Below are 19,226 nucleotides of genomic sequence, written 5' to 3' on the forward strand. Positions count from 1 at the left end.
TGTTAAGATGGCATACTAGGCAGTGGGAGTGGTTGTGTCTAAAACGAATTTTGTGCATTTGCACGTGCACACCGAGTATTCAATGCTCGACGGGGCGGCACGTATTGGTGAGCTCGTTGACAGTGTTGCGGCGCAGGGTATGCCGGCTATTGCGATGACGGATCACGGCAATGTGTTTGGCGCTTTCGAGTTTTGGCGGCGGGCTAAATCCGCCGGAGTGAAGCCGATTATCGGCACAGAGGCCTATTTAACTCCTGGCACTCACCGCAGTGACCGCACACGGGTGCGCTGGGCAAGCGGCGGCGGTGACGACGTGTCCGGCGGCGGCGCGTACACGCACATGACCCTGCTCGCGCAGAGCACAGGGGGAATGCACAACCTGTTCAGGCTCTCCAGCAGGGCATCTATTGAGGGCTACTATTTTAAGCCGCGCATGGATCGCGAGATTCTTGCGGAGCATGCGAACGGGCTAATCGCAACAACCGGCTGCCCCTCTGGTGAGGTGCAAACCAGGTTGCGTCTGGGGCAGTACGCGGAGGCAAAACAGGCGGCCGCGGAGTTTCAAGATATTTTCGGCAAAGAAAACTTTTTTTGCGAGCTGATGGACCACGGGCTTGAAATTGAGCGGCGGATCACCAAAGACCTGCTGCGCCTGGCATCAGAACTGCAGATCCCGCTCGTTGCCACCAACGATTTGCACTATGTAAATGCGGCGGATGCGACCGCCCACGATGCGCTGCTGTGTGTGCAGGCGGGATCGCGAATTGATGACACTAACCGATTTAAGTTTGACGGAACAAGCTACTACCTAAAAACTCCCGTCGAGATGCGGCACCTGTTTCGGGAATTCCCCGAAGCTTGCGACAACACCCTGCTTATTGCGGAGCGGTGCGAGGCAGAGTTTGACACCACGGCTAACTATATGCCGAGGTTTCCCGTGCCGGAGGGGGAAACAGAAGATAGCTGGCTGGTGCAGGAGGTTAAGCGCGGGCTTGCCTACAGGTATCCCGACGGGCACAGCACTGCCGTACAAGAGCGCGCAGAGTATGAGCTTTCGGTGATTACGCAGATGGGTTTTGCCGGGTACTTTTTAGTGGTTGCCGACTTTATTAACTGGGCTAAAAATAACGGGATCAGGGTTGGCCCGGGGCGCGGTTCCGGTGCTGGGTCAATGGTTGCGTACCTGCTTAGAATCACAGATCTTGATCCGCTTGTGCATAGCCTCTTTTTTGAGCGGTTTCTAAATCCTGACAGGGTTAGTATGCCCGACTTTGATGTTGATTTTGATGATCGCAGGCGTGGCGAGGTTATTAACTACGTAACCGAAAAATACGGGGACGCGCGTGTTGCGCAGATTGTCACCTACGGCACGATTAAATCAAAGCAGGCGTTGAAAGACTCCGCGCGGGTGCTCGGTTACCCCTATATTGTCGGCGAGAAGCTAACAAAAGCGATGCCGCCGGCGGTTATGGGCAAGGATATTCCGCTGTCGGGTATTTTTGATGAAAAGCATCCGCGCTATCGCGAGGCGATCGATATTCGCACGCTGATAGAAACGGATCCCGAGGCGCAAAAAGTTTTTGAAGTGGCGCGTGGTCTTGAGGGGCTAAAAAGACAGTGGGGCGTGCACGCCGCGGGCGTGATTATGTCGAGCGAGCCGCTGCTCGGTATTATCCCGCTAATGAAGCGTGAAGCGGACGGGCAGATTATCACCCAGTTTGATTACCCCAGCTGTGAGAGCCTGGGGCTGATCAAAATGGATTTTCTGGGCTTGCGCAACCTCACAATTGTTTCTGATGCGCTCGAAAACATTAAAGCAAACCGCGGTATTGAAATTGACTTGGAATCTCTAGAGTTAACGGATAAAGCCTCTTACGATTTGCTCGCGCGCGGCGATACGCTCGGGGTTTTTCAGCTTGATGGTGACGCGATGAGATCGCTGCTGCGGCTTATGAAGCCGGATAATTTCGAGGATATTTCTGCGGTTTTGGCGCTTTACAGACCAGGGCCCATGGGCGCTGATTCGCACACTAATTACGCGCTGCGCAAAAATAAGCGGCAGGAAATTGTGTCGATCCACCCGGAATTAGCGGAGCCGCTCGCGGATATCCTAGACACCACCTATGGGCTGATTGTTTATCAAGAGCAGGTTATGACAATCGCGCAGCGGGTTGCGGGTTATTCACTCGGACAAGCGGATATTTTGCGCCGGGTTATGGGCAAAAAGAAAAAATCTGAGCTTGATGAACAGTTTGTTTTCTTTTCTGCTGGTATGCGCGAGCGAGGATACTCGGAAGAAGCCATTAAACGGCTCTGGGATATTATGGTGCCGTTCGCCGATTATGCTTTTAACAAGGCACACTCGGCAGCTTACGGCGTTATTAGCTACTGGACGGCGTATCTGAAAGCTCACTATCCCGCAGAATATATGGCGGCGCTGCTCACGGGCGTTGGTGGCAAAGACAAAGACAAGCTGGCGCTCTATCTTAACGAGTGCCGCAAAATGAAAATTGAGGTGTTGCCGCCCGATGTTAATGAGTCGGTGGATAATTTCGCCGCCGTTGGTGACGACATCCGCTTCGGGCTTGGCGCTGTGCGCAACGTTGGGCATAACGTTGTGAGCTCGATTATCGCCGGTCGCAAAGACGGTAAATACGTAAATTTTGGCGACTTTATAAAGACTATGCCAACGCAGGTGCTGAACAAACGTACAATTGAATCGCTTATTAAGGCCGGTGCTTTTGATTCGCTCGGGCACACCCGCCGCGCGCTTATGAATGTTTACGAGGATCTGATAGATCACGGCATGAAAGCAAAGCGCGATGCTGATCACGGTAAAATCGGTTTCGATTTTGATGAGCTGTTCGCGCAGGATCCGCTGGCTGATGAGCAGGCGCAGCATGGCTCGATGCAGATTCCAGAGATGCCAGAATATCACAAGCGCGACAAGCTTGCGTTTGAGCGCGAGATGATTGGGTTGTACGTTTCTGATCATCCGCTAAAAGGGCTTGAGAGTTTGCTGGCGCGGGAAGCCAGTCACAGTGCGGGGCAGGTTGTGAACTCTGAAAACTCTGATGGCGATCGGGTCACGGTTGCTGGGCTGTTAACGCGAGCGGATCATCTCACCGCAAAATCTGGTAACGCTTATGGCAAAGCTGTTCTCGAGGATTTCACCGGCGAGGTGCAGCTGATATTTACCGGGCAGGTTTATGGCGAGTGCAGCAGCCAGCTCGTTGCTGATCAGGTTGTTGCGGTTTCCGGGCAGATTAACGCGCGTGATGACGGCATAATAGTCCGCGGATACAGCGTGCGGCAGCTGAACGCGAGCAGTGTGCGAGAGCAGAGCGATTTGAACCTGCGCATGACTAGTGAGCAGGCAACACGGCCGACGTGTGAAGAGCTGCTGGCGATATTCAAACGGCACGCGGGCACAACAGGGGTGCAGCTGCACCTGAGCAGTAACGACTGGATTCGCGTTTACGATCTTGAAATGACGGTGCGCGTGAGCGGTGATTTGTATGCCGAGCTGAAGGTTTTGCTCGGTCCGCACTGCGTTGATATAGGCAGTTAGCGCAGCTGCGTAGGAGGAGTAAAAGTGGTTTCACAGGGCAGTTTGCGGGCGCAGATTATTGCGGAGCTGGGCGTGCGGCGGCGGATCGATCCGCCCCAGGAAGTGTGCAGACGGGTGCAGTTTTTGCAGGATTACCTGCTACAAACGGGCGCTCGTGGCTATGTTTTGGGTATTTCTGGCGGGCAGGATTCGACGCTCGCTGGTCGGCTTGCGCAGCTCGCGGTTGCGCAGCTGCGTGAAACAACTGGAGCTGACTACTGTTTTTATGCGGTGCGCCTGCCGTACGGTAGGCAGTTTGACGAGGTCGACGCGCGTTTAGCACTTGAGTTTATTGCGCCAGATCGTGTGCTCACAGTTGATATTAAACCCGGTGTTGACGCGCTCGCGCAGGGCGTGGCAGGCAGTTTGCAGGCCTCTGGCGTTGGTGCTCCTGTCACTGATTTTAACCGGGGCAATATCAAAGCGCGCGCGCGAATGGTTGCGCAGTACGCGATAGCGGCGGCGCACAGGCTGCTCGTGATTGGCACGGATCATGCTGCGGAGGCGGTGACCGGGTTTTTCACCAAATACGGTGATGGTGCGGCTGATCTAATGCCGTTGCACGGGCTTACCAAATCGCAGGGGGCGCAGCTTTTGCGTGAGCTGGGCGCGCCCGATCGCACCTGGTTAAAAGCTCCGACAGCTGATTTGCTGGATGATAATCCCGGGCAGCTTGACGAAGACAGCCTGGGTGTTAGCTACACTGAAATTGACGCCTATTTAATGGGTGAAGAGGTTGCTCAGCGTGTTATCGATACAATCGAAGGTAAGTTTATATCGAGCAGACACAAGCGCAACAGCGCGGCGCATCCTGATAATGATTGGTGGTTACAGTGAACACAACAGCAGAGGCAGTTGCTGCAGCAGATACTAAATTAACATCGTTCGTGCTCGGTGGCGGGTGTTTTTGGTGTCTTGACGCGGCATACAAGGTTTTGCGCGGAGTCGCGTCTGTTGAGTGCGGATACGCTGGTGGGCAGGCAGATACAGCACAGTATAAGCGGGTTTGCGATGGTGACACCGGGCACGCTGAGGTTGTGCGCATAACTTTTGATGAGCGCGAGATTCCGGCGAGCGTAATTTTGGATGCGTATTTTACAATGCACGACCCGCGCCAGTTGAACGGGCAGGGTAACGACATCGGCACACAGTACCGCTCGGTTATGTTTTACAGTGACGAAGACCAGAAAACACAGTTTTTGGCGGCGGCTGAGCGTGCCGCAAACCTGTGGGACGGTGAAATTGTGACCGCTTTTGAAGAGCTCGAAGAGTTTTTTATCGCCGAGGAATATCACCAGGATTATTTTGCTAAAAACCCGAGCCAGGGCTACTGCCTTGCTGTTGCCGTGCCGAAGGTGAACAAGGTGCGCGCAAAGTTTATGGAGTACGCACGGTAGTTTTAAGGAGTGTGCGCGTTAGTTTACGGGGTTTTGGCGGATTCTGTTTCTGCGCGGAGTGTGCCGTGCGGGGTGTTGCGGGCGGTAATCCGCTCGCGCGTTGCTGTGCATTAATCCCGCAGCGCGTTTTAACTTGCGAATTGTTTGTCACAGCACTGGTATTAACAGTGTTATGCACGGGGTTGTGAATTTTTCTAAAATTAGCGGTAAGCGTGCCCGAAAATAGTTTCACAGGGTCGATGGGAGTTGCGGCACGACGCCTATTGACCCTGTTGTTCACACTAAAACTATTTATTGAGGGGAGCTATTATGAGCGCTCAGATTACAGTTATCGGCACGGTTGCGACCGATCCGCGCATTATCCAGTTTGATAACGGGGGTGCTAAATGCACTTTTCGGCTTGCAGAAAATGATCGCAGATACGATCGCACAACCGGGCAGTGGGTTGAAACCGAGACTAGTTGGTACACGGTAAACAGCAACAACTCGCTGGGCAATAACGCTGCGGTTTCTATTGCTAAAGGGCAGCGCGTGATAGTCACGGGCAGAATGCGCGTGCGTAACTGGAGCAAAAGTGACGGCAGGTCGGGCACGGTTGCTGAGCTTGACGCGGACGGTCTGGGTCACGATCTGCGCTTTGGAATCACGAAGTACGAGCGCACTGCGTTCGCTAAAAACAGCGAAGCAAAATCTGCAGACGATGCTAATAGTGAGCTTGTGACAGGCGCTGCAGCAGTGGGTAACAAGACCGTGGCGGGCGGATCTGGCAGTGTGTCTAGCGCAGATCAGCTCGGCGGTGATTCTGTCTGGAAAACCGCAGGGTCTAACAAAGAGCTACAAACGGTCGGCAGCGCGTGGGGGATTGCGGTGGAATCAGTGGCTAAACAGGAGGCAGGCGGAGGTCCCTCTGTAGCTGCTGGCGCGGTCGACAAATCTGCGCGAAGTGGGGCTGTGAAACCCGATGCTAAGCAAAGTCTTGTGCCAGCTTAGGCGCAACTGCGCAGTATTTCTGCTTACTGTTGCGGATCAAACTGCGCTCATTCCCGTTACACGGGGTGGGCGCAGTTTGTCGCGCTAAAATTGTGCTTATGTTTTTGTGTTTACGCAATAGGTTTAACTCGCGCGGGGTGAAAAAAGTTGTAGCCGCTGCTGCTCTTGTTGTTTTAATGGGCGTTGGCGGGTGCAGCAGCATTTCCGTTAAAGTTTTAGAGCCCGAGCAGCCTGAGCGGCAGAGCATTAAACCTGCTGAAAAGACGGTTGAGTATCAGCCAGGTGCATCAGCTGCGGTTAACGAGGCTTTTTTTGCTAAGGTCACAAAGGAATACGCAGAATCAGAATCTCCTCTTGAGGGGGAACCGCTCGTTAATTACTATGCTGAACGCGGATTTGATAAGGGTGCTATGCAGGTCACCGGCGATAGAACTAAAATCAATCTTGAGGTTGATTCAATGTTTATTGCCGTGCGTATCGAGCATGAGTGTTTGATCGCGCAATTTGAGACGGGAGACCGCAGCTATCAGGTGGCACGAATTGCAACCGTTGGCCCCAATAAAGATCTTTGTTTAATCGGCAACACCCGCTATATTGACTGGTAGAGTGGCATAGTTAAAGTTTTGTTTAGAGACCGGAGTAACGAGAGGAATTTAGCGTAAAGTAAATGGCTGAATATATTTATCAAATGGTGCGTGCGCGCAAAGCTCACGGAGATAAAGTGATCCTTGACGATGTGACGATGTCATTTTTCCCCGGCGCAAAAATTGGCATGGTTGGTCCTAACGGAGCCGGTAAGTCGACTATTCTGAAAATAATGGCGGGGCTTGACACTCCTTCTAACGGCGAGGCTAAACTGACCCCGGGATTCTCCGTGGGTATTCTAATGCAGGAGCCGGAGCTTGACGAAGATAAAACCGTGCTTGAAAACGTGCAGCTGGCCGTTGCTGAAACAAAGGCTAAAATCGACCGTTTTAATGAGATCAGCGCAGAGCTTGCTAATCCTGATGCTGATTACGACGCGCTCTTGCCCGAGATGGGCGAGCTGCAAGAGCAGATTGACGCGCTTGATGCCTGGGATCTTGACAATCAGCTGGAGCAGGCGATGGATGCCCTGCGGTGTCCGCCCTCAGAAGAAAAAGTTAGTGTGCTATCAGGCGGCGAAAAACGCCGTGTTGCGTTGTGTAAACTGCTGCTAGAAAAACCGGATCTGCTCCTGCTTGACGAGCCCACTAATCACCTTGACGCGGAGAGTGTGCTCTGGTTAGAGCAGCACCTGCAAAAATATCCGGGCGCAATTATTGCGATCACACACGACAGGTACTTCCTGGATCATGTTGCCGAGTGGATTGCCGAAGTGGATCGTGGTCGTCTTTATCCTTACGAGGGTAACTATTCAACCTATCTGGAAAAGAAAGCGGAACGCCTTGAGGTGCAGGGGCGTAAAGACGTTAAACTGCACAAGCGTTTGAAAGATGAGCTGGAATGGGTGCGGTCTAACTCTAAGGGACGGCAGGCTAAATCAAAAGCTCGTCTGGCGCGTTACGAAGAAATGGCTGTGGAGGCTGAGCGCACTCGGAAGCTAGACTTTGAAGAGATTCAGATTCCGCCAGGACCGCGTCTTGGCGGAATTGTGCTCGAGGCAAACAACCTACAAAAAGGTTTTGGAGAGCGTACGCTGATTGACGGGCTGAGTTTCTCTCTGCCGCGCAACGGCATTGTGGGCATTATTGGCCCTAACGGCGTTGGTAAAACGACTCTTTTTAAAACGATTGTGGGCATTGAGGAACTCGACGGCGGCGAGCTGAAAATCGGTGAAACCGTGAAACTCAGTTACGTGGATCAGAGCCGTGCCGGAATTGATCCTAAAAAAACAGTGTGGGAGGTTGTTTCAGACGGTCTTGATTATATTCAGGTTGGAAATGTTGAAATTCCATCCCGCGCGTATGTCTCAAGTTTTGGTTTTAAAGGGCCTGACCAGCAGAAACCATCGGGTGTGTTATCAGGAGGTGAGCGTAACAGGCTAAACCTTGCGCTTACTCTGAAGCAGGGCGGTAACCTGCTGTTGCTTGACGAGCCGACTAACGACCTTGACGTTGAAACGCTTGCAAGCCTTGAGAACGCTCTTTTGGAGTTCCCCGGCTGTGCTGTGGTTATCACACACGACAGGTGGTTTCTAGACAGAATAGCGACGCACATTCTCGCCTATGAGGGCACCCTCGAAAACCCAGCATCCTGGTACTGGTACGAGGGTAACTTTGAAGGCTACGAGAAGAATAAGATCGAACGTCTTGGTGCCGATGCTGCTAAACCATCACGCATGACATACCGCAAACTCACGCGCGATTAATGGATGTTGATCGCACGCTGGCAGGTTGCGTAAGCTAGACGCTAAAGAATAGCGCGCACCGATTTTAATGCGGTAAGGCGTATTAAAACCGGGCTGTAAAACTGGGTTGTTGTAGTTTAATAATACAGCTTACCAGTTTTATATTGCGGCTAGTTACTGTTTGCATTGATGTGTTCGTGGATTAGGCGGTCAAACTCTGTGGGGTTGTCAGCGTGTACCCAGTGTCCAGCATTCGGAACTGTAACGGACACAGTGTTAGGAAAAAGAAGCTGCATAACGTTAAAATCATCGGGTTTAATATAGTTCGATTTTTCCCCCGCAAGCCACAGCACAGGGCCGTTAAAAACAGCCCCTGCTGGCGCATTAAAGCCCATAATCGAGTCAAGATTATCTCGCAGCAATTGCAAGTTTGCCTGCCAATAAAAACCGTTGCCAGTTTTTCGCGCCAGGTTCTGCAGCAGAAAAGTGCGCACCGCAGCATCTGGAATACCGACCTGTAGCAGCTGATCCGCTGCAGCACGACTCTCTAGAGACGCCAGGTCTAGAGCCAGCAGTTTATCAATGAGCCGCACGAAATAATTCTCACTATTGGGGCGGTGCGTGGGCGCAATATCAACAATGATCAGTGATTTAATAAGCTCAGGGTGCAGCAGCGCAATAAACATTGCAGCCTTACCGCCCATCGAGTGCCCGAGCATATGGATTTTGCCGCGAGCCGCCTCAAAAGCCGGGTGTTCTTTAACGGCCGCAACTATTAGCTCGGCTGTTTCCAGATAGCTAAACTCGCTTGTCCAGCTCGACTCGGCGTGGTTGGGCATATCGATCAGGAGTGAGTTTGAGAGCGATCTGAGCTCTTTTGCGTGCTGCATAAAGTTGCGTCCTCGCCCCAGCAGACCGTGCACAAAAACTGTTAGCTCTGCGCGCTCCCCCGCGATAAAAGTTGTTTTCACCCCGGTTTTATTGCTTGTGTTTGCCAACATCGATTTTCCTTCTGTAGCCAAGCCTACGGCAGGCGCAGCATTACTTCCTGCGCGGCTGAGGCAACCAGGACGCCCTGCTCGTTATAAAACTTACCCTGCGTGAGAGCCCTGCCGTGCCCGGCATTCACGGTGTGCAACTCGTACAGCAACCACTCATTAACGTTGAAATCGGAGTGAAACCACACTGCAAAATCTAGGCTCGCGCATTTCATTCCGGGGGTGAGCCACGATCTACCAAATCCGCGCAGCGCGGGTTCCATGAACAGGTAGTCGCTAACATAAATGAGTGCAGCCCGATGCAGCAGGGCGCTCTCTGGCAGTGCTGCTATTGTTTTAATCCACACGTGCTGTGTTGTTTGCTGCTTGGGCACAGACTGCATAACATCGCCTTCAACATAGCGAAAATCAAAGGGGCGCGTGAGTATATCCGCGCCTGCGGGCAGGTGGGATAGGTGTCGGTAGGTGTCGCGCAGCGATGGTATCTCGGTGGGCGCAGTAAGCGTGCTCAAATCAAAACTGTCACTGAATGATTCGCCATCTGTTGGGCGTTGGTGCGACGCGATCATTGACATAATCGGCACATCACCCTGATACCCCTGGGCGCGCCGGGTAGCAAAAGTGCCGCCGGTGAAAATTTCTTCCACGTTAAACGCGGTCTGTTTTGAAGCGTCACCGGGGCGCATAAAATAGCCGTGCAGCGAGTGCATACGGTGCTCTTCAGAGACTGTGAGACCGGTGGCGTAGGCGGCCTGCGCCATGATTTGCCCGCCAAAACTGCGACCCGTCGCACCCTCTGGCGTGCCGCCGATAAAGCTGTTCGCAGGCGAATCCGCGCCATATGATTGCAGTGTTAAAAGCCTGGCAAGATTTATGGGTTGTGTCATTGATTCCTCCGTGCAGTATTCTAGCGAAGTTACCAGAGTAGTTCCTACCTGCTCGTAGTGTTAATTAGAATCCGCAGAAAAACGCAATAACTTTAAGGTTAAGCGCCTAAATAAGGTGCGCAATTTGTATGCCGGTGTGCTAATATTAAAACACTTTTAGCCTGCCTTAACTTCGGCTGGGAGTAGACCGTATCTTGATTTAGATGTAAAGGATCGTGTCGATGCTTAGATCATTCAAATTTATTAGAGTAGTTGCTGAGCTGTTTTCCCGGTCGTTTAATCATGCGCGGCGGTAAAGGCGAAAATATAACTGCTTTTGGGGTGCGCTGGGTCTCGTATTGGGCGATGTTTGCTGAGCTATTGTACGGAATGCGGCAGTATGACTAGCTTAGATTTTTTCAAACGGGTTTTCCCTGAAGATTTGGATGAGCAGTTTTTAGCGGATCAGTATCCTGATGTGCTGCGCACGCTGCTGCTTGATCGCTCTGCAGGGCGTAATATTTTGTGGGCAACTGACGATTACAAAGATTTAAGTCAAATGCACCAGGGGCAGGCGGAGATTACGTTTGCTGCTATTACCGGCGAGTATGCCGGCGTTATTGCGCCGCGAGTAGATAAGCCTGCAAAAGTGCAAGCTGAGCGCACAAAAAGGAAAGCTGAGGTGTTTACACCCTCCTGGGTTTGTAATTTGCAAAATAACCTGGTTGACGAGGTGTGGTTTGGTCGTCCTGATGTTTTTAACCGTGCTTCTGAAAAAACCTGGGTTGCAACGACTGGTAAGATAGATTTTTCAGAGGAGTCTTCTCGTTCTTGGAAGGTCTATGTCGACGAGAACCGTCTAGAGATTACCTGCGGCGAAGCTCCTTACCTGGTGAGTAGATATGACACCACCAGCGGAGAGAAGATTCCGCTTGGTGAGCGTATCGGACTGTTGGATCGCAAGCTGCGAGTGGTTTCTGAGAATGTTGATAATGAACAAGAGTGGCTGAAGTGGTCACAGCGAGCTTTTGAAGCTACTTATGGGTTTGAATATCAAGGAGATTCTCTTTTGTTAGCAAGAGAGAATCTGTTAGCTTCTTACGGAGATTATATGCTGGCATCATTAGATCGATTCCCCACAGCGGGGGAGTTGAAGCGGATCGCCGTTATTTTATCTTGGAATCTGTGGCAGATGGATGGGCTGACTGGTTTTCCTCCCTATAGTGATGCCGCATACTATGAACAGCAGCAAAACACACTTGATCTTTTTGAGATCGAAAGCTCTCCGCTTCCTGTTCCTTGCCACATTAGAGATTGGCGAGCGAAAAAAACACATACTTTTAATAGCTTGTTGTCTGAGCGGAGACAAAAATGAAACAGGTAGATAACATTGAACTGCTTGACAATCTAATATTTGGCCGCGCAACACCGCATATCTACGCGTTTCAGACGGGCACGATCCCAAACTATCTAAAGGTTGGTGATACATATCGTCCTGTGAGTGTTCGCTTGAAAGAGTGGAAGCGAAAGTTCCCGGATTTAACAAAAGAGTACGAACATAAAGCAACAGTTGCTGATGACGTGTATTTTCGTGACCACGCTGTGCACTATTATTTAGAAGTTATGCTCGAGAAAGAGCGTCTTCAGCCAGAACAGTTACCTGAAAATGCGGCATACTATAGCAGAGAGTTCTTCAAAGAAGTGTTGCCTGTTCAAATTGAAGATGCTATAGGCGATATCCATAATCAATATAGCGCTAAAAACCCTACGTATTCTTATTATAAGACTAGTCAACGGTTGGCAGTGACCGTGCATTATGAGCGCGGTGATGTATGGGAACTACGCCCTAATCAGCAAGACGCTGTTAATAATTTTGTGAAGGCTGTTAAGACTGGTCGCACGAATTTGTTGATGTATGCTGTTATGCGTTTCGGTAAATCTTTCACCTCTTTGGCTTGTGCTAAAGCTATTAATGCGAAAACTGTATTGATTGTTTCAGCTAAGGCTGATGTGCGTGAGGAATGGCAGAAAAATGTTGAGAGACCGGGAAATTTTATTGGGTATAAATTCTTAAGTTCTCAGGATTTGTTAGCAAATTACAACATCGTTTCCGATATCCATGCTCAAGATGAAACTGCCGTTATATTTTTAACTTTACAGGATCTACAAGGATCTGAGATCAAAGCAAAGCACGCTCAAATTTTTGAAAACAATATTGATTTGCTCGTTGTCGATGAGACACACTTTGGGGCGCGCGCTGGCAGCTATGGTGCGATTTTACGTACGGTGCAACATTCCGAGGAGAAGTATTTAAAAGAGGATTCTAAGATCCTTCGTAAACAAGAAGACGACCGGGTATCCCTAGACGCTGCTACTGATCAGCTAAAAGAGCTTAAAGCTAAGATCCGTTTGCATCTTTCTGGTACTCCGTATCGTATTTTAATGGGTTCAGAGTTTGAATCGCAAGACATCATCTCTTTTGTCCAATTTACTGACATTGCTAGTGCGAAAGAGACTTGGGATGAGCAAAACATAGACAATGATGATGCTGAAGAATGGGATAACCCGTATTTTGGCTTCCCGCAGATGATTCGCTTTGCGTTCCATCCTAGTCAACGGGCAGTTGAGAAAATGGAGGATTTAAAGAAAGACGGAGTTAACCTAGCTTTGTCTGCGCTATTGAAGCCAAAGTCCATAAAAAAGGACAACAAAACAAAACTGCATCAGCAATTTGAACATGAGATTGAGGTCTTAGATTTTCTGCGAGTTATTGACGGGAGTGCAAACGACTCTAAACTTTTAGGGTTTTTGGATTATGAAAAAATAAAACAGGGTCAGATGTGTCGCCATATGGTGATGGTTTTGCCGTATTGCGCTTCTTGTGATGCTCTAGAAAAGCTCATTGCTGATAATAGGATGGATTTTAAGAATCTTTGCCAATACGAAATATTGAACATCTCAGGCGTTGACGGTTCTCGTGTATTCCGTACAGCTAGAGATATTCAAGCTCGTATTGCAGAGCTTGAAACCCGTGGCAAAAAAACGCTTACCTTAACGGTAAATCGTATGCTGACTGGATCAACTGTTGAGCAATGGGACACTATGCTCTACCTTAAAGATACTGCTAGTCCACAAGAATATGACCAGGCAATTTTTCGTTTGCAAAATCAATACGTACGAGAACTAAGCGATGGTAAGAAAATCATTAAGGAGTGTCTAAAACCGCAAACTCTTTTGGTTGATTTCGATCCGTATCGTCTCTTTGCTATGCAAGAGCAAAAATCCCTTATATATAATGCAAATACCGAGAAAAATGGAAATGCGCACTTGCGAGAACGTATTGCAAGCGAGCTGCGCATTTCTCCTATAATTATCATTAATCATAACAGGCTAGAACAAGTTCAAGCAGCTGATATTTTACGTGCAGTGAACAAATACAACAATTCACGCTCTATTGCGGATGAAGTGCTCGACTTGCCCGTTGATTTAAGTGTTTTGAGCGATGATAATCTACGCCGAGTTATAGAATCTCAAAACCCTTTCGGCTCAAGAGGTGGACTCACCCTAGAAGCACATGAAAGTGATATGCCGGGAACAGACCTTGATATTCCCAGTAAAGAAGAAACAAACCAGAAGGATGACTCTAAACTCCACTCTTTGTCAGTGCTACAACCTGTGCTGCTAGATCGCAGTAGGGAAGTTAGAGACTTAGAAAATAAAATCCGAACTTACTATCAACGAATTTTATTCTTTGCGTTTCTTTGCTCTGAATCAGTAAAATCTCTGGACGATGTTTTGGAAAACTTGGCACAAGAAAAGCATAAAAGGTTAGCTTGCAATCTCGGTATTAATAAACGAGACGTACGGGCGTTACGAGATTCTTTGAACGCCTTTAAGTTAAGCGCGTTGGACTATAAAATCCAAAATATTTCTACATTGGCAACAGATGAAAGCTTGAGCCCTTTGGAGCGTGCAACAACCTCGCTGGCAAAGTTCAGTCGGATGTCTGCTTCGGAAATTATTACGCCTCTGAAAATTGCGGATGATATGGTTGGCTTACTACCAGAAGACCAGTTGCGGAAGTCAGTTGAATCGGGTGAAAAACTGCTTGATATCGCTTCAAAGTCAGGAGAATATGCTGTTGCATTAGTTAAACGATTAAAAAGTTTAGGGTTTGAAATCGACGACATCAAAGATAGTATCTATGCGATTCCAACCTCAGGTGTTGCCTATGAGTTTACGCAGCGATTTTATGAAATCCTGGGTTTGAACACAGCGTGTATTGCAAGCAAGTTTACCAGTTATAATCTTCTTGACATCAAAACAAAAACTGAGGAGGTTGATTATGCAAAGATCAAAGATATTCTCAGCCAGAATAAGCCCTTTGCTGATGTTGCTATAGAAGACAATCCTGAAGGATGTGACAGCGTGCAATTCGGAACAGTTATTGGAAATCCGCCTTATCAAAAAAGCCTTCAAAGGACGAGTGATAAACAAATCTACCCAGATTTTATGGAAATTGGTTACAATATTTCAGGTGTAGCTTGTTTTATTTCCCCCGGTAGATTCCTGTTTAACGCTGGCAAAACAGCAAAGAACTGGAACGAAAAAATGCTAAATGACCCTCATTTAGCCGTCCCCATGTACGAACCTTTGGCAAGCAAAGTTTTTCCTAACACAGGCTTTAAGGGCGGTATCGCCATAACTCTTCGCCTTGAAAATGTAAACCTTGGTGCAATAGGCACTTATACGTCTTTCCCAGAATTGAACTCAATCGTTCAAAAGGTGAAATCTGCAGCCGATTTTACTTCATGGATGCAAGATATTCATTTGCAGCAAAAGTTTAACCTTGAAAAACTCTATGAAGATTACCCTGAGGCGCGCTCGTTGGTGGGCAGTAGCGGGAGAGAGCGGAGACTAACCACCGGCATTTTTCAGCAACTTGAGGTGTTTTCTGATGCTCCAAGATCTGATAGAGATCTTAGAATATTGGGTTTGATAAACAATAAAAGAGTTTGGAAATACATTCCAGCAAAGTATATTTCAGATCACCCGAATACTTTCTCTTATAAAGTAATTGTTCCCAAATCTAATGGTTCCGGTTCTCTTGGAGAAGCGTTAAGCACACCCCTAATCGGGGAACCCCTAATCGGGGAACCCCTAATCGGGGTTACCCAGTCTTTTATAACTTTTGGAAGTTATCCTTCGGAAGAAATCTCTGCCCGTGCTCTGTCATATCTAAAGACTAAAATGTGTAGAGTGTTGCTCGGAAGCCTTAAAGTCACTCAGGATAATAATCAACCAACTTGGGCAAATGTTCCTGCGCAAAATTTTGCAGAACATCTCGATATTAACTGGAACTGTACAATCAAAGAACTTGATCAACAGCTTTACACGAAATATGCTTTGAGTGAAAAAGAAATTGAGTTTATCGAGAAAAATGTAAGAGAGATGGAGTGACGGGAACTACGTAGACTCAATTCGCCCTGGATAATAAGACATTTTGCCCTCGTTAAAAATTATTCTCTAGGTCGTTGTTGAATTATGTTGACCCGTTTTTCGTGCTTATTCTTCTAGAGGCTCGAAAGGTAACTTTTCGCGCTGAGAAAATATCGAATGCGGTTTAGCGTGCTATCGCACTAGAATGTTCACTGTGAAACCCGCTATAGATCTGCTCACAGAAACCGCCGTCGCCGATCTGCGGCTGTTTATGGCGCGGCAGGCGCAGTTTAACGGGGCGGCTATCTGGTTTATAACACGCAAATTAGGGGCTTGTGTCGCGCGCGCGGGCTTGTTTGATCCGCTACAAAACGGCGCTGCTGGAGGAGTGGCGGACGGGCGCGCCAAGCTTGCGGTCATTGCTCCGGTATTTGCGCCGCAGAGTCTTTTGCAGCGGATTCCGACCGTGCTGGCGCTGAAAACTTTCGAGATCTCTCAGCAAAGCGCCGCAGTCAACGAGACGTATGAGACCGGCGCGATTAGTGAACGGTTGGCGCGACTTGCCCGGGGTTGTGCCGGGCAGAATCAAGGGAGCGATGCCCAGCATAGCGGTGAGTGTAATACTGAGCTTGTGCTGCCCCCAGCGCCTTTGCCTGTGGCGTGGGCAGGAATAACCCCGCCTTTTAGAGGGTGGCAACAGACCGGGATTGTTGCTGCAGCTTCTTTGTTAACGGTTGCGCGGGAGGGGAGCGCGCAGGTTGCAAGACTGCTTCCCGAGCAACCAGGATCTGCGATAACCGAGAAAATCAGGGCGCAGGTGTGGGGCGCACAGGTTTTGCCCGGCGTACCCGCAGGAGCGGCGTTTGCGCTCACCGCGATGGGGTTTTTAAGCGATACTGCTGCTGACGCTGTTGTCACACTGTACAGCGCACCCGGATGGGTGCGGCTGCAGACAGAATCGGGCGCGGTTCTAATCCGCAATAATGCGCTTTAGCCCAACTGCAGGTAAAAACACCGCCGTACAAACATCATGTGCCGCACTCAGCTAAATCGGCTACAATTAACAGCGGTATTTCTATTCATATATTGAGGAGCTGTAGAGTGTCTAATAACCGGGGTATTATAGATCCGCCTATTGACGAGCTGCTTTCGCACGTCGATTCCAAGTATTCGCTGGTGGCGTTTTCCGCGCAGCGCGCCCGCCAGATTAACAGCTACTACGCTGATTTGCACGATGAGGGCAAGCTCAACGACAACGTTGGTCCGCTTGTTGAGTGCTCTATCGATGACAAGCCACTAACCATTGCGCTGCGTGAAATAGCCGAGGGCAAACTGGTTTTGCGAGACGTGGCATAGTTTAATTCTGTGCAGTTGTGGCGCGGGGCGGTTTGCTTTGTGCCACAAACTATATCCAGGGCAGATGGGTGAGCAACAGTTATTTTTACTACCGGATGAGCCACTTCAGCCGGTGATCGCGCGTGTTGTGCTTGACTCCAGAGTGCCGCAGCTGAGCCAGATTTTCGATTACCGGGTGCCTGAAAACCTGCGTGACAGGGTGCGAGTGGGGCAGCGAGTTAAGATTCCTTTGCGCCGGGCGCAGCGAAATTTCGGGTGGATTGTAGAGCTCGTCGAAAACAGCACATATCAAGGGCAGCTCGCCAGTATTTCCGATCTCGTGAGTGATGTTGTGCTGCTCGATAAGCAGGTTTGGGAACTGGCGCAAGCGGTTGCGGATCGCTCTGCTGGCAGTCCGAGCGACGTGCTGCGGCTTGCTATTCCAAAACGCCACGCGGCGGCGGAAAAAGCGTATTTTGAAGAAAAACAGGGCTGCGACGCGGGTGAACAGGTCGTATCTGGCGTGCACGCCGAAACTGAGATAGCAGATCCACCGGAAGCTGGTCTTACCGCCGCGCTGGGGTCTGAAATCACTACCCAAAAAGAAAAAGACCTGCTAACAGAAAACACCGCATCTGGCGTTAGAAACAATCAAACAGTCCTGCCGGAATACGGGGCATCAAATCTGGCAGAGCAGCTTATAGCGGGCAATAAAATAAACTTTGTTGCGAATTTTGGCGTTACGCAGCTGAGCACGGGCAACTGGGTTTCGCGCTGGGCGCTGCAGCTCGTCCACACTGCCGCGCTGGTGCTGGCGCAGCAGCGCTCAACTATAATCTGTGTACCCGATTACCGCGACATCACTGAGCTGCACGACGCGCTCATCGCACTGCAACTGGGCGAGCACACGGTGCGCATTGACGCCAAACAGTCAGAACGCAAACGATACACGGCACACCTGCGCACCCTAGAGAGTGAACCCTGCATTATCATCGGCAACAGGAGCGCTATATACGCCCCCGCTTACAAGCTGGCGGCGATTATTGTGTGGGACGAAGCAGATCCGCTATTTAACGAGCCACACGCGCCATACATGCACACGCGCGATGCCGCCATTTTGCGGGCGCAGCTCACAGGGTGTGGGCTGCTTATTGCCGGGCATGTAAATTCTGCGGTAACACAGCGCTTCATCGACAACGGATTCTACCTGTCGCAGGATGGTGCGCCGCGCCGTCCGCGGATTTGGCACGCCGATGCGGCGGTAGCAGAAGACAGTTTTGCGGGCAGAATCCCGGGGGCGGCGGTAGCGCTAATTCAGGAGCACGCAAAACAGGGGCCGGTGCTCGTGCAGGTTTCAAAACCTGGCAGCGTGCGGGTTGCCGCGTGTACCATGTGCAATATGCAAGCCAGCTGTTTTGAATGCCGTGGCCCACTCGGGGTCAAATCGTACCGGGGTGCTTTGCAGTGCCTGTGGTGCGTCGCGCAGGCCATGCCGTGGCGGTGTGCACAGTGCCACGGTGACAGGGTGTTTTTCACGAGCGGTGGATCCAGCTACACCGCAGAGCAGTTTGCGCAACAGTTTGCGGGCACAAAAATTATTGTGTCAGACGGGCAAACACCGGTTTTGAGAGTTGGCACAGAACCCGCAATAGTTGTTGCAACCCCGAATGCGGAGCCCATTGCCGCGGGCGGTTACCGCGCGGTTGTGCTGCTGGATGTGTGGAATATGCTGAATATTCCCAGGCTTCGTGTTGCAGAGGACTGTCTGCGCTGGTGGCATAATGCCGTGGCTAAACTGGCTCCTGACGGGGTTTGTCTGGTGGCAAGCGGGGCGGGCCCGATTGTTGATGCTTTTATTACGGGCAATGTTGCCGGGTATTTGCGGCGCGAGCTGAGCGCCCGTGCTGAGCTGTTGTATCCTCCAATGGTGCGCGTAGCCAGCGCGGTCGGAGATTTTCAGGCACTTGCGACAGCGCGCGAGGTGCTCGCCAACATCCCCGAAACGTATGTTATCGGCCCGCATGAGCTGCCCGGTAACTCGTGGCAGTTGATTGTGCGGTTTAGTTATCGCTCTGGCGCGCAGGTGGCGGCGGCGCTGCGCGCGCTGTTAATAGAGCTGGCGGTGGGGTCGACGGTTGCTACCAGATTGAATCCGCGCCCGAAACCGCGCGTGCGCCTGCGCCTGAAATTTGACGACTCGAGCGTGTTTGACGAGGTACAGCAGGAGGTTTTCGCGGAATATTAACAGAGACTTTGTGCGTG

Annotated in this window: 13 protein-coding genes; 11 read left to right on the forward strand and 2 right to left on the reverse strand. The window is 50.4% G+C overall.

The genetic code is table 11. The annotated features are described in order from the left end of the window. Positions 1-34 precede the first annotated feature (34 nt). The 6 genes from dnaE (at position 35) to ettA (ending at position 8,347) form a co-directional block, all read left to right on the forward strand. Entirely contained in the window at positions 35-3,571 is a 3,537-nt protein-coding gene (gene dnaE / locus KJY78_RS02715; RefSeq protein WP_214337065.1) for a DNA polymerase III subunit alpha, read from the forward strand. A 24-nt stretch (positions 3,572-3,595) separates the two neighbouring features. Continuing rightward, positions 3,596-4,447, forward strand: coding sequence for an NAD(+) synthase (gene nadE / locus KJY78_RS02720; protein WP_214337066.1), 852 nt, complete (start codon positions 3,596-3,598; stop codon positions 4,445-4,447). Continuing rightward, positions 4,444-5,007 carry a peptide-methionine (S)-S-oxide reductase MsrA gene (msrA, locus tag KJY78_RS02725; RefSeq protein WP_214337067.1) on the forward strand — a complete coding sequence of 188 codons (564 nt, stop codon included), beginning with the start codon at positions 4,444-4,446 and terminating at the stop codon, positions 5,005-5,007. The genes nadE and msrA overlap by 4 nt, the downstream gene beginning before the upstream one ends. A gap of 309 nt (positions 5,008-5,316) precedes the next feature. Further along, positions 5,317-5,997 carry a single-stranded DNA-binding protein gene (locus tag KJY78_RS02730; protein ID WP_214337068.1) on the forward strand — a complete coding sequence of 227 codons (681 nt, stop codon included), beginning with the start codon at positions 5,317-5,319 and terminating at the stop codon, positions 5,995-5,997. A gap of 137 nt (positions 5,998-6,134) precedes the next feature. After that, positions 6,135-6,602, forward strand: a complete 468-nt coding sequence (locus tag KJY78_RS02735; RefSeq protein WP_214337069.1) for a DUF6993 domain-containing protein — start codon at positions 6,135-6,137, stop codon at positions 6,600-6,602. A gap of 62 nt (positions 6,603-6,664) precedes the next feature. Continuing rightward, a complete protein-coding gene (gene ettA / locus KJY78_RS02740; RefSeq protein WP_214337070.1) occupies positions 6,665-8,347 on the forward strand; it encodes an energy-dependent translational throttle protein EttA in 1,683 nt (560 codons plus the stop codon). A 149-nt stretch (positions 8,348-8,496) separates the two neighbouring features. On the opposite strand, the gene KJY78_RS02745 is transcribed toward ettA, so the two are convergent. Together KJY78_RS02745 and KJY78_RS02750 are read right to left on the reverse strand one after the other, a co-directional pair. Then, positions 8,497-9,327, reverse strand: coding sequence for an alpha/beta fold hydrolase (locus tag KJY78_RS02745; protein ID WP_214337071.1), 831 nt, complete (start codon positions 9,325-9,327; stop codon positions 8,497-8,499). 23 nt (positions 9,328-9,350) lie between these two features. Beyond that, positions 9,351-10,211: an acyl-CoA thioesterase gene (locus tag KJY78_RS02750; protein ID WP_214337072.1), complete on the reverse strand. Its 861-nt coding sequence runs from the start codon at positions 10,209-10,211 to the stop codon at positions 9,351-9,353. Between the two features lie 421 nt (positions 10,212-10,632). On the opposite strand from KJY78_RS02750, the gene KJY78_RS02755 reads away from it, so the two are divergent. From KJY78_RS02755 to KJY78_RS02775, 5 genes are all read left to right on the forward strand, one after another. Beyond that, positions 10,633-11,565, forward strand: a complete 933-nt coding sequence (locus KJY78_RS02755) for a hypothetical protein (protein ID WP_214337073.1) — start codon at positions 10,633-10,635, stop codon at positions 11,563-11,565. Beyond that, a complete protein-coding gene (locus KJY78_RS02760) occupies positions 11,562-15,650 on the forward strand; it encodes an Eco57I restriction-modification methylase domain-containing protein (RefSeq protein ID WP_214337074.1) in 4,089 nt (1,362 codons plus the stop codon). Before KJY78_RS02755 ends, KJY78_RS02760 begins: the two co-directional genes overlap by 4 nt. A gap of 193 nt (positions 15,651-15,843) precedes the next feature. After that, positions 15,844-16,623 carry a DUF8185 domain-containing protein gene (locus tag KJY78_RS02765; RefSeq protein ID WP_214337075.1) on the forward strand — a complete coding sequence of 260 codons (780 nt, stop codon included), beginning with the start codon at positions 15,844-15,846 and terminating at the stop codon, positions 16,621-16,623. A gap of 107 nt (positions 16,624-16,730) precedes the next feature. Continuing rightward, positions 16,731-16,985 carry a DNA-directed RNA polymerase subunit omega gene (rpoZ, locus tag KJY78_RS02770; RefSeq protein ID WP_214337076.1) on the forward strand — a complete coding sequence of 85 codons (255 nt, stop codon included), beginning with the start codon at positions 16,731-16,733 and terminating at the stop codon, positions 16,983-16,985. A 64-nt stretch (positions 16,986-17,049) separates the two neighbouring features. Beyond that, entirely contained in the window at positions 17,050-19,209 is a 2,160-nt protein-coding gene (locus KJY78_RS02775; RefSeq protein WP_214337077.1) for a primosomal protein N' family DNA-binding protein, read from the forward strand. Positions 19,210-19,226: the final 17 nt, after the last annotated feature.

It is taken from the genome of Canibacter zhuwentaonis (genome assembly GCF_018531145.1).
Lineage (GTDB): Bacteria > Actinomycetota > Actinomycetes > Actinomycetales > Microbacteriaceae > Canibacter > Canibacter zhuwentaonis.